Origin of the sequence: Synechococcus sp. N32, from assembly GCF_900473895.1 — a bacterium.
Lineage (GTDB): Bacteria > Cyanobacteriota > Cyanobacteriia > PCC-6307 > Cyanobiaceae > Parasynechococcus.
Genome location: NZ_UCND01000011.1, coordinates 1 through 11,431 on the forward strand (window position 1 = coordinate 1; position 11,431 = coordinate 11,431).

The 11,431-nt window shown below is 63.6% G+C and carries 11 protein-coding genes and 1 tRNA gene; 8 read left to right on the plus strand and 4 right to left on the minus strand.

Annotation, left to right across the window (positions count from 1 at the left end):
* The first annotated feature begins 212 nt into the window (after positions 1-212).
* From DXY35_RS03610 to DXY35_RS03625, 4 genes are all read left to right on the plus strand, one after another.
* On the plus strand, positions 213-476 hold the full coding sequence (locus DXY35_RS03610; protein WP_115081151.1) for a hypothetical protein: 264 nt from the start codon (positions 213-215) through the stop codon (positions 474-476).
* Positions 418-1,155, plus strand: coding sequence for an ABC transporter ATP-binding protein (locus DXY35_RS03615; RefSeq protein ID WP_371681729.1), 738 nt, complete (start codon positions 418-420; stop codon positions 1,153-1,155). The genes DXY35_RS03610 and DXY35_RS03615 overlap by 59 nt, the downstream gene beginning before the upstream one ends.
* Positions 1,156-1,171: 16 nt before the next feature.
* A tRNA-Asn gene (locus DXY35_RS03620) sits at positions 1,172-1,243 on the plus strand.
* A 283-nt stretch (positions 1,244-1,526) separates the two neighbouring features.
* On the plus strand, positions 1,527-2,315 hold the full coding sequence (locus DXY35_RS03625) for a response regulator transcription factor (RefSeq protein WP_115081156.1): 789 nt from the start codon (positions 1,527-1,529) through the stop codon (positions 2,313-2,315).
* Positions 2,316-2,329: 14 nt separating this feature from the next.
* On the opposite strand, the gene DXY35_RS03630 is transcribed toward DXY35_RS03625, so the two are convergent.
* From DXY35_RS03630 to DXY35_RS03640, 3 genes are read right to left on the minus strand one after another with little or no spacing between them, the layout of a single operon-like run.
* A complete protein-coding gene (locus tag DXY35_RS03630; RefSeq protein ID WP_115081158.1) occupies positions 2,330-3,274 on the minus strand; it encodes a DNA polymerase III subunit delta' in 945 nt (314 codons plus the stop codon).
* Positions 3,271-3,900, minus strand: coding sequence for a dTMP kinase (gene tmk, locus DXY35_RS03635; protein ID WP_115081160.1), 630 nt, complete (start codon positions 3,898-3,900; stop codon positions 3,271-3,273). The genes DXY35_RS03630 and tmk overlap by 4 nt, the downstream gene beginning before the upstream one ends.
* Positions 3,897-6,224, minus strand: coding sequence for a cation-translocating P-type ATPase (locus DXY35_RS03640; RefSeq protein WP_115081162.1), 2,328 nt, complete (start codon positions 6,222-6,224; stop codon positions 3,897-3,899). Before DXY35_RS03640 ends, tmk begins: the two co-directional genes overlap by 4 nt.
* Positions 6,225-6,309: 85 nt before the next feature.
* Between DXY35_RS03640 and DXY35_RS03645 the strand changes: the two genes are divergently transcribed.
* A complete protein-coding gene (locus DXY35_RS03645; protein ID WP_006849793.1) occupies positions 6,310-6,831 on the plus strand; it encodes a photosystem I assembly protein Ycf3 in 522 nt (173 codons plus the stop codon).
* Position 6,832: 1 nt separating this feature from the next.
* On the opposite strand, the gene radA is transcribed toward DXY35_RS03645, so the two are convergent.
* A complete protein-coding gene (gene radA, locus DXY35_RS03650; RefSeq protein WP_115081164.1) occupies positions 6,833-8,230 on the minus strand; it encodes a DNA repair protein RadA in 1,398 nt (465 codons plus the stop codon).
* 90 nt (positions 8,231-8,320) lie between these two features.
* Here radA and rpaB point away from each other — a divergent pair, with 90 nt between their 5' ends.
* The 3 genes from rpaB to DXY35_RS03665 are packed head-to-tail and all read left to right on the plus strand — an operon-like array spanning position 8,321 to position 11,414.
* Positions 8,321-9,067, plus strand: a complete 747-nt coding sequence (gene rpaB, locus DXY35_RS03655; RefSeq protein WP_025362545.1) for a response regulator transcription factor RpaB — start codon at positions 8,321-8,323, stop codon at positions 9,065-9,067.
* Complete coding sequence (gene plsX, locus DXY35_RS03660; protein WP_115081166.1) at positions 9,048-10,367, plus strand: phosphate acyltransferase PlsX; 1,320 nt, start codon at positions 9,048-9,050, stop codon at positions 10,365-10,367. The genes rpaB and plsX overlap by 20 nt, the downstream gene beginning before the upstream one ends.
* Before the next feature lie 57 nt (positions 10,368-10,424).
* A complete protein-coding gene (locus DXY35_RS03665) occupies positions 10,425-11,414 on the plus strand; it encodes a beta-ketoacyl-ACP synthase III (protein ID WP_244272956.1) in 990 nt (329 codons plus the stop codon).
* Positions 11,415-11,431: the final 17 nt, after the last annotated feature.

An 11,431-nucleotide genomic window follows, 5' to 3' on the forward strand; every position in this document is an offset into this window, starting at 1 on the left:
GACGTCAAACCATCCCCGCTGTGGCGCGCGTCCTACAGCGATCGTCATGAGAGGTACTTCATGATCCGTTACACGGCCGAGCCTAGGGGGTGATCACCGAAATGGGGCGGCTCCACGCAGTCTTTTCGAGGGGATAAGTAGAAATGCGCATTTTTGGACCGACGGGATGCCGGTCCCTCCGCGAAGATGACGCATCGCTTCTTTCCAACGCTGTGTACGTCATCGAACTGGCCCTGCGCATGAGTCCTGTCCCGGTGTCTGTTCAGCGCAAGGAGCATGCAGACGCCGATGCGCTGTATCAGCAGATCCGCCAGGCACTCGAGAACGGCCAACCGCGGCTGCTGGAGCTCACCTGCGAGAAAGTAGAAGGCAAGAAAGTAACGCTGCTGGTCAGTGAGGTTCTCGCCGTTCAGCTTTATGAGAAAGCTGCGGCAGCGGGTGGCAGCAAGCGTCCCGGCTTTTCCTTTGATTCCTGACACCTCAACCGCCGAACTGAGCGTTGAGGCCGTCAGCCACCGCTGGCCGAACGGCCAGCAGGCCCTCAACCGTTGCAACCTGGTCATTCCTGGCCCAGGCCTCTGGATGCTGGTGGGCAGCAACGGCAGCGGCAAAAGCACCCTGTTCCGCCTGATTTCAGGACTGCTCGAACCCCAGAGCGGACGCATCGCCTGCCGCAGCAAAACGGCCCTGGTGTTTCAGAACCCAGACCATCAGCTGCTGCTCCCCAGTTGCGGCAGCGATCTGATGCTGGGCATGGACCCTGAAGGGCCCCAGCAGCACCGCCTAAGCACCGTGCGCAGCCTGCTGAGCCAGCTTGGCCTCGCCCAACTGGAGAAGCGGCCAATCCACAGCCTCAGCGGCGGCCAGAAACAACGCCTGGCCATTGCCGGAGCCCTGGCCAGTGACGCCGGTCTCCTGCTGCTCGATGAACCGACCGCCCTGCTCGATCCCAGCAGCCAAGCAACCGTGCTGACCACCGTGCAACGGCTTTGCAAAGACCCCGTGAAGCCGATCACGGCGCTGTGGATCACCCACAGGCTTGGGGAATTGGCCTTCGCCGATGGTGCCGCTCGCATGCAAGACGGTCGGATTGGACCATGGACCCGAGGAACAGAACTGCAATGGCGCTTGCAGGGGGGCACATTCGAGGGGTAAGTTCTTCGGGTCTCATTCCTCGGTAGCTCAGCGGTAGAGCGGTCGACTGTTAATCGATTGGTCGCAGGTTCGAATCCCGCCCGGGGAGCTTTAAGGCCACAGCTCACGCTGTGGCTTTTTTATTGACGAACAGAGGATTTTCGTGACGGGTGATTGCCCGAAGCGGAAGACTTCCTAAACAGACAGGAGCGGAAGACAAGCAAAAAAAAACTCCAGATCGCTGACCCTGCAAGCGATCTGCGACAACCAAGCCACTAGGGGTCTCTTTGCTGAAAATCTGCAGACACTTGAAAAGCTTGAGAGAATCCGTTCAGCGTTAATCCCTACAGACAAGCGCTCGTTATTTCTCCAGCCGAATTGCCGCCGAACCGATGAAGCCCTGCATCCTGCTAATCGAAGATGACCAGGACATGCGCGACCTGGTCAGCGGCCATTTGGAGCACAGCGGCTTCGATGTTCAGCGCGCCGACGATGGCATCAAAGGCCAAGCCCTCGCGCTGCAATACACCCCGGATCTGATCCTGCTGGATCTGATGCTGCCCAAAGTGGATGGCCTCACCCTGTGTCAGCGCCTACGGCGCGACGACCGCACCGCTGGGATTCCGATCCTGATGCTCACGGCTCTCGGCGGCACCAAAGACAAGGTGAGCGGTTTCAATTCCGGAGCCGACGATTACCTGACCAAACCCTTCGATCTCGAAGAACTTCAGGTGAGGGTCAAAGCCCTGCTGCGTCGCAGTGACCGAGCTCCGGTTGGAACAAGCAACCACAACGAGATCCTCAGCTACGGGCCTCTTACCCTGGTGCCCGAGCGCTTTGAAGCGATCTGGTTTGATCAGCCCGTGCGGCTCACGCACCTGGAATTCGAACTGCTTCATTGCCTGCTGCAGCGTCACGGGCAGACCGTGGCCCCCTCGTTGATCCTCAAGGAAGTGTGGGGCTACGAGCCCGATGACGACATCGAGATCATTCGCGTGCACGTCAGACACCTGCGCACCAAGCTGGAACCCGATCCCCGCAAACCACGCTTCATCAAAACGGTGTACGGAGCGGGCTATTGCCTGGAACTGCCCACCAGCACCCAGATGGATGGCCTGGAGGACGTGGTGGCCATGGCACGCGAAGAGCGCAAACAGCAAGGTGATCGAGCCTCGGCTTGATCGCCTACGTGCACTTAAGAGACGGATGGTGTGAGATCGAGCAGCGCCACCTCCCAGGCCAATCGCGGCTGAACAAACGAAAGCAGCTGACCGCGCAGCGTGTCCAAGCGCTTGAGGCTTGAGGCGGAACTGCCGGAGCGCCAAAGCCGGTGTTGCCACCAGCCAATCAACCACAGCTGCTGCTCGCCATCGAGGGCTTCGCAGAGATCGCGTGCCAACGCAAGTGCCTCCATGGGAGTGGCGGGAAGCGAATCGAGGCGCTGAACCAACTCCTCGGGCAAACCAGCCAGGCTGCGCCGATGGTCGATCAGGGCGCCTGGAGACCCGGCAGCCAAGGCCAGAAGTTCCGGAGCATCTTGAGAGGTTGCACGGGTGCGCTCGAGCACCTGAGCCATGGCCTCGGGGTTGAGCCGAAGGAAACGGATCAACTGACAGCGGGAGCGAATTGTGCTGAGCAACCGCTCGGGGGCTGAGGTCAACAGAATCAGCACCCCATGGCCGGGTTCCTCCAGCGTTTTCAACAGGGCATTGGCCGCAGCTTCCGCCATCGCCTCAGCAGCCTCAATCACAACCATCCCACGCTTCGCCTCCACCGGCTGCCGGGCCAGACAGCGTCCGATGTCGCGGATCTGCTCTAAGCGCAACTGGGGCGGAGTGCGGCGACTGAGCCCCGCCTCCTCGGCTTCGGCGCGGGTCAGCAAACGGCCCTGATGCTGATAGGTGGGTTCCACCCAGAGCAGGTCGGGGTGATTGCGTTCCAGCAGGCGTCGGCGTTCCCGGGCCGAGGGCTGACCATCGGCCAGCAGTCCCTCCAGAAAACGCACCGCCGCCAACTGACGTCCCACCCCTTCAGGGCCAGCAAAGAGATAGGCCGGGGCCACACGGCCCTGGGCCAGGGCCGCCGAAAGCAGATCAACGGCGAGGGGCTGGCCGATCAGATCGCCAAACAGCGCGCTCAAGCCAGATGCTCCTGAAGCTGACGTTCCAGAGCAGCACGAACGGCTCTGGCTGACTGATCTGCAGCGACGGCGCACCAGGAGCGCTGCTGGGCCAACTCGGCAAAACCCTGTGCGACCCGCTCCAGAAATGCGGCGCCCTCGGCTTCGATGCGATCCTCTTTATCCCCGAGACGGCGCCGCAGGCTCTCTTGCACGGAAAGGCGCAGCCAGAGGGTGAGATCGGGCTGAAGCCCCGTGGTGGCGATCCCTTCGAGCCGCTGAATCAAGTCCCGATCCAGACCGCGTCCATAGCCCTGATAGGCGAGGGTCGATCCCGCGAAACGATCGCTGATCACCCAATCACCGCGCTCCAGAGCAGGACGGATCAACGTTTCAACATGCTGCGCCCGATCGGCGGCGTAAAGCAGCAGTTCCGCAGTGGGAGCTGGTGCCTCCTGGTCTGCCGTGTGCAGCAGGAGTTCCCGGATCGAACGCCCCAGAGGAGTGCCTCCCGGCTCACGGGTGCAGACCACAGCAGCACCCTTCGGCATCAGACCGCTGTTGGGCAACCACTCGACCAGATGCTGGATCTGCGTGGTCTTGCCGCAGCCATCGATGCCCTCCAGAACAATGAAGCGACCGTTCATGGCAAGCGAAGAGCCAGGGCGTTGAGCACCACAGTGATCGAACTCAGGGCCATCAACAGCGCCGCCAACGGTGGCGACAGCAGCACCCCATGGCTGGGGAGCAAGGCACCGGCGGCCACCGGAAGAACAATGAGGTTGTAACCGAAGGCCCAGAACAGGTTCTGCCGCACCTTCACGAGGGTGCGGCGCGCCAGGCTGAGGGCTTCGGGGAGATTGTCGAGCCGATCGCCGAGCAACACCAAGCCAGCGGAGTCCTGCGCGATCTGGGTTCCAGTGCCAATGGCAATCCCAAGATCAGCCGCGGCCAGGGCCGGCGCATCGTTGATGCCGTCGCCCACCATGGCCACCCGCTCCGCCTGACGCAGCTGCTCGAGGCGGTGCAGCTTCTGCTCCGGCAGCATCTGCCAGCCCAGATCCTTGGCGGCAAAGCCCAGCTGCTGACCAAGGCGCTGCACAGCCGCCTGCCGATCACCACTGAACACCGAAAGCGCCAGACCGTGAGAGCGCAGGCGTTGCAATGCCGGGGCAACATCCGGGCGTAGCTGATCCTCAATCTGCACCAGGCCCACCAGGACAGCTCCCACAGCCACAGCCACCACCGAGCCTTCAGCGGCAGAGAGCCACTCCTGGGCGGCGGGTGCGATGGCAACACCCTGCTCCTCCAACCAATCGGGCTTGCCAACAAGCACCTGAGCCGATGCACCGTCCACATGACCCTTGAGGCCCAGGCCGGAGACAGTGCGAACGTCCTCACAGTTCAGTAGTGCGAGCTCCCGGCGCTGGGCCTCCTGCAGCAGGGCGTAGGCCAAGGGATGGCGGCTGCTTTGCTCCAGGCTGGCCGCGAGCTGCAACAAAGAGTCCGGTTCATCCCCGTACACATCGGTCACGAGGGGACGACCCAAGGTGAGGGTGCCGGTCTTGTCGAAAACCACATGCTCCAAACCGGCGGCGGTTTCGATCACATCACCACCGCGGAACAGCCAGCCGCGCCGTGCTGCCAAGCCGGTGGCCACCGTGATCACAGTGGGGGTCGCCAGACCGAGGGCACAGGGGCAGGCGACCACCAGCACGGCGATTGACAGTTGCAGGGCCAGACCCATCGGGGTGCTGGCTCCACTGCCCAAGCCGCCGTGATGCATCCCATGGCCATGGTCCATCCCGAGGGACATCGCATGGGTCATGGGCATCCCAGGGGCTGACGCCTGCAGAACCTCAGGCCAGTGCTGGGCACCGAACAACCACCAGAACAGAAACGTGGCGAGGGCCAAGCCGATCACGCCGTAACAGAAACGGCCTGCCACACGATCGGCCAGGCCCTGGATGGGAGCCCGACGGGCCTGGGCCTGCTCCACCAGACGAATGATCCGGGCCAGGGCGGTTTCGGCACCGACACGGGTGACCTTCAGCACCAGGGTTGACTCCAGATTGAGGCTGCCGGAGGACAACTCCGTGCCGGGCTCCGCCTGCAGCGGCAGGGGCTCACCCGTGAGGCTGGACACATCAACGGCCGAGGCCCCCTCAAGCACCACTCCATCCACCGGAATGCGGTCACCGGCCAGCAGCTGCACGGTTTCACCGGGCCTGAGAGCGCCAACGCGCACCTCACGAATCGCCCCATCGCTCAACAGCAGGCGCGCCGTGTCCGGCTGGAGCTCAGCTAGCTGCTGCAGGGCCTGACCGGTCCGAAAGCGGGCCCGTTCCTCCAGGAAACGTCCCAGCAGGACGAACCCAAGCAACATCACCGGTTCATTGAAAAAGCAGGGCCAACCCACCTGGGGCCAAACCAAGGCCACCAGGCTGGCCACATAGGCACTGCTCACCCCCAGGCCCACGAGGGAATCCATGCTGGGGGCCCCTGCGCGAGCGGCCGCAACACCGCCCACCAGGATCGGACGGCCCGGCCCCAGCAGAGCCACCGTTGCAAGCGTGGCGTGAAAAGGCAGGCTGCCGATCAAGGGAAGCGACAGGTGACCGGCCTCGCTGAGATGCCCCAGCACCGACAGCAACAGCAGCACCAGGGCCACCATCAGCTGTCGCCATTGCTGCCACCAGCCCGGCAGCGCCTGCCCGGCAGCCACCGCTCCGATCGGGGCATCCAGGGAACGCTCCTTGGCCGGAAAGCCTCTGTCTGCCAGGGCTCTTAAGACACCATCCACATCAATCTCACCGGCAGTGAGATCGAGCCAGGCCGAGCGGCTGACCAAATTCACATCAGCGCGCTGAACACCGGGCTGATTCAGCAGGGTGGTTTCCACAGCGCGGACGCAACCGCCGCATTTCATGCCTTCCACATCCAGGACGACGGTCTGAACCGAAGGGCTCACAGGTGTTTACGCAACAGGGATCTTTACGAGCAGGCTAGGTCGGGCTCCGGTCCCGTCAGGATGGGGGTCCGTCCGCCGGAGCGCCGTGCCCCGCAGCAACCGCAACGACAACTTCATTGACAAGAGCTTCACGGTGATGGCGGACCTGATCGTCAAGCTGTTGCCGATCAATGCCCGCTCCAAGGAGGCCTACGTCTATTACCGGGATGGCCTCTCCGCCCAGAACGATGGGGACTACGCCGAAGCGCTGGAGAACTACGAGGAGGCCCTGAAGCTTGAGGAGAACTCCACCGACCGGAGCGAAACCCTCAAGAACATGGCCATCATCTACATGTCCAACGGCGAGGAGGAGCGGGCGATCGAGACCTACCGCAAGGCACTTGAAGAAAACCCGAACCAGCCCTCCTGCCTGAAGAACATGGGGCTGATCTACGAGAAGTGGGGCCGCATCGCGGAGGAAGGCGGCGAGCAGGACGCAGCGGATCGCTGGTTTGACCAGGCCGCTGACGTCTGGACCCAGGCGGTGCGCCTCAATCCCGGCGGTTATCTGGACATCGAGAACTGGCTGAAGTCCACGGGCCGCAGCAACGTGGACGTTTACTTCTGAATCAGGTCTGGTCGGGCTGCACGGCATCACCGAGCGCCAGCACCAGGGCCTCGGTGACGCTGTCGGCCTCCAGCAGAGCGAGATCCAAACCCGAAGCCAGATCGCCCAGGCCACTGCCCCGGGGGACGACGGCCCGCTGGAAGCCCAGCCGGGCCGCTTCCTGGAGCCGAAGCTCCAGCTGACCCACAGGGCGCAACTGACCCCCCAAACCAAGCTCGCCGATCAAGACCGTGCCCGCAGGCAGGGTGAGATCTCTGAAGCTGGCCATCACCGCTGCAGCGACCCCCAGATCCGCCGCCGGCTCCTCCACCTCCAGGCCACCGGCCACGGCCAGATAGCAGTCGAAGCGGGAGAGCGGCAGTCCCATGTGCTTCTCCAGCACCGCGAGGATCTGGTGCAGACGGTTGGTGCCGATCCCAGTCGCCGTGCGTCGCGGACTGGCATAGCTGGTGACGTTCACCAAGGCCTGCAGATCCACCACCAACGAGCGGGTGCCCTCACAGGCCACGATCGTGGCGACACCGGAGGCGCGGGCATCGCTGAGGAACAGCTCACTGGGGTTGCCCACCTCGGCCAGGCCACCGCTTTGCATCTCAAACAAACCCAACTCATGGGTGGCACCGAAGCGGTTCTTGACGGCCCGCAGCAGGCGATGACTGGCGAAGCGGTCTCCCTCGAAGGTGAGCACCGCATCCACGAGGTGTTCCAACACCTTCGGGCCGGCCAGCATGCCTTCTTTGGTGACGTGACCTACCAACAACAACGAGATGTTCTGGCGTTTCGCCAGCCGTTGCAGGGCAGCCGCACATTCACGCACCTGACCGACGGACCCCGGCGCACTGGTGAGGTTGGCGTCATGCAACGCCTGAATGCTGTCGATGATCGCCACAGCGGGGCGCAGGGCCTCCAGCTCCTCCAGCACCAGTTCCAGATCAGTTTCGGCCAGCAACTGCAGCTCCGATGCCCCCCCGGCAAGCCGCTGCCAGCGCAGCTTCACCTGCTGCGCTGATTCCTCAGCACTTACGTAGAGCACTGATGCACCGGCCGCCATTGCTGAGGCGCTCTGCAGCAACAATGTGCTCTTGCCGATGCCCGGGTCACCTCCCACCAGCACCAGCGAACCGGGAACCAGGCCACCACCCAGAACGCGGTCAAATTCCGCCGACCCGGTCGCCAGCCGCTGCAGCGGCTGATCCTCCAGCGAGGCCATGGCCGTGGACCGTCGCGGAGCAGCGGCCTGCTCCGGATCCGGAGCACTGCGGCGGCGACGACCATCGTCGGCGGGCTGGGATTGCTCCACCAGCGAATTCCAGCTGCCGCACTCCGGGCAACGGCCGAAAAACTGTCGGGCACGGGCTCCACAGACCTGACAGATGAAGACAGCGGTGGATTTGGGCACTGCGAACTGTGAAGAAAGTTGCCGTTGAATGAACAGACCGGGGGGCTGCCCTTTTATTTGTGGCGAGAACTGACTAACGCCTCGGTGCCCATGACGGCCACGGCTCCCACCAAGGAAACGATCCTCGTGGTCGACGACGAGGCATCAATCCGACGGATCCTGGAAACCCGTCTATCCATGATCGGATACAACGTCGTAACCGCCTGCGACGGCACCGAAGCCCTGGAATTGTTCCCCACCTGCACCCCCGACCTGGTGGTGCTGGACGTGATGATGCCAAAGCTGGACGGCTATGGCGTCTGCCAGGAGCTGCGCAAGGAATCCGACGTTCCCATCGTGATGCTGACGGCCCTCGGCGACGTGGCTGACCGCATCACCGGGCTTGAGCTCGGTGCCGATGACTATGTGGTGAAGCCCTTCAGCCCGAAGGAGCTGGAAGCCCGCATCCGCTGCGTGCTGCGCCGGGTCGAGAAGGAGCAGGTGGCGGGCATTCCCAACTCCGGCGTGATCCAGGTCAGCGACCTGCGCATCGACACCAACAAACGCCAGGTGTTCCGCGGCGATGAACGCATCCGCCTAACGGGGATGGAATTCAGCCTGTTGGAGCTGCTGGTGAGCCGTTCCGGCGAACCGTTCAACCGCGGCGAGATCCTCAAAGAGGTGTGGGGTTACACCCCGGAGCGCCATGTGGACACCCGGGTGGTGGATGTTCACATCTCCCGCCTGCGCTCCAAATTGGAGGATGATCCTGCCAATCCCGAGTTGATCCTCACAGCTCGGGGCACCGGCTACCTGTTCCAGCGCATCGTCGATTCCGTTGCCTCCGAAGGACCCTGATCCCACCCCGGCCCCTCAGCCGCGGCACAAAACAAACCGTCCTCGGGCGATCCGTCGCCTAGTGATTTGGTATCGGCGCAATGCCGCCGTCACAAGCATCGTTGATGGCGCTGCCAGCTCAGCAACGGCAGCGGGTTCGATGGCCGGCAACGTGGCGGAAACTGTTGTCTCCGGAGCAGGCACGGTGGCCAGCAGCGTGCTCCAACCGCTGGGGTTTGATCCCCTGCGCTGGCTGCAAGGGGGCAGCGATACCGATGAGATCAACGATGCGGAGCGCCTCTGGGTGGCCGTGGATGGCATGGGCGGTGACCATGCGCCGGGGCCGATCCTGGAGGGATGCCTGGACGCCATTGACCGGCTGCCGCTGAAGATCCGCTTCGTGGGGGAGATCGACCGGGTGATGGCTGCCGCCAACAGCCTCGGCCTACGCGAAGCCTTGGAGAGTGCGCGTGCGGCAGGACATCTGGACCTGGTGGCCAGTGGGCCCTCCATAGGCATGGATGACGAAGCCACGGCGGTGCGGCGCAAACGGGACGCCAGCATCAATGTGGCCATGGACCTCGTGAAGAAAGGCGAGGCCGAGGCGGTGTACTCCGCCGGCAATTCCGGGGCGGTGATGGCCTCGGCGATTTTTCGGCTGGGACGGCTGAAGGGCATCGACCGCCCCGCCATCGGCGCCCTATTCCCCACCAAGGATCCAGGCAAGCCGGTGTTGGTGCTTGATGTGGGCGCCAACATGGACTGCAAGCCCACCTACTTGCACCAGTTCGCCCTGCTGGGGAACATCTACAGCCGGGATGTGCTGCAGGTGAAACGGCCACGCATCGGCCTGCTGAACATTGGCGAGGAGGAGTGCAAGGGGAACGATCTCTCCTTGAAGACCCACGAATTGTTGCGGGACGAATCCAGGCTCCACTTCGCCGGCAACTGCGAAGGCCGGGATGTGCTTTCGGGCGACTTCGATGTGGTGGTCTGCGATGGATTCACCGGCAATGTGCTGCTGAAGTTCCTGGAGTCCGTCGGCAGTGTTCTGCTGGGGGTGCTGCGGGCGGAGTTGCCCCGAGGGCGTCGCGGCAAGGTGGGATCAGCATTTCTGCGCAGCAACCTGAAGCGCATCAAGAAGCGGCTCGACCATGCCGAACATGGTGGTGCCCTGCTTCTGGGCGTGAATGGCATTTCCGTGATCGGCCACGGCAGCAGCAAGGCCCTCTCGGTGGTCAGTGCCCTGCGCATTGCCCACTCCGCAGCCAGCCATGGGGTGATGGAAGATCTCGCCACGCTGCAACAGGGTTGTGATTGACTGACGCGACGTCAATCAACCTCCGTCTTGGTCGAGCCGCTCAGCACAACCAGGGGGGTGTTGTTCCGAGGGTCTGGCAGCGCGACGCCCAGCCGCTCGATCAGCAACGCAGAGCTGGGCCAGCGGGTTGAGACGAGTGACGAATGGATCCGCAGTCGCACAGGCATTGCCGCGCGACGGGTTGTCAACAGCGACGAATCCCTGGCGGAACTGAGCGGGTTGGCGGCGGAACGCGCCTTGGAGATGGCCGGTTGGTCGGCCGACAGCCTCGATCTCATCCTGTTGGCCACCTCCACCCCAGACGACCTGTTCGGTTCGGCTCCACGGCTGCAGGCGCGCCTCGGCGCCACCCATGCCGCGGCCTTTGATCTCACCGCTGCCTGCAGCGGCTTTCTCTTCGCCGTTGTGACCGCCGCCCAATATCTGCGCAGCGGGGCGATGCGCCGCATCCTCGTGGTGGGAGCCGATCAACTCAGCCGCTGGGTGAACTGGGACGATCGACGCTCCTGCGTTCTCTTCGGTGACGCGGCCGGTGCCGTGGTGCTGGAGGCCTCGGAGAACGGCCAGGACGATCTCCATGGATTTCTGTTGCGCTCCGATGGCAGCCGCGGCGAGGTGCTCCAGCTGCCCCAGGTGAACCAGCGCCAGCCCCTGGTGGGGGATGCCAGCCATCAGTGCGGCGGCTTCGACCCCATCCAGATGAACGGGCAGGAGGTCTACAAATTCGCGGTGCGCGAGGTGCCGGCGATTCTCGAAAAGCTGCTTGCACAGGGTGGTGTCGCCGCAGATTGCCTGGATTGGCTGCTGCTGCATCAAGCCAACCAGCGCATCCTTGATGCCGTGGCGGATCGCTTCTCGGTGCCCTCCGAAAAAGTGCTCAGCAACCTGGCCCACTACGGCAACACCTCGGCAGCCACCATTCCCCTGATGCTGGATGAAGCCGTGCGCGATGGACGCATCCAACCCGGCCACCGCATCGCCAGCAGTGGATTCGGAGCGGGATTGAGCTGGGGTGCAGCCCTCTTCCGCTGGAGCGGGCCCGCCTAATCTCCGGCACGGTCTGC

What these genes read in the sequence shown, in the direction of transcription:
- DXY35_RS03615 (WP_371681729.1), top strand. Translation starts at nt 418, where the DNA reads ATGAGAAAGCTGCGGCAGCGGGTGGCAGCAAGCGTCCCGGCTTTTCCT.
- rpaB (WP_025362545.1), top strand. Translation starts at nt 8,321, where the DNA reads ATGACGGCCACGGCTCCCACCAAGGAAACGATCCTCGTGGTCGACGAC.
- tmk (WP_115081160.1), bottom strand. Translation starts at nt 3,900, where the DNA reads ATGAACGGTCGCTTCATTGTTCTGGAGGGCATCGATGGCTGCGGCAAG.
- DXY35_RS03625 (WP_115081156.1), top strand. Translation starts at nt 1,527, where the DNA reads ATGAAGCCCTGCATCCTGCTAATCGAAGATGACCAGGACATGCGCGAC.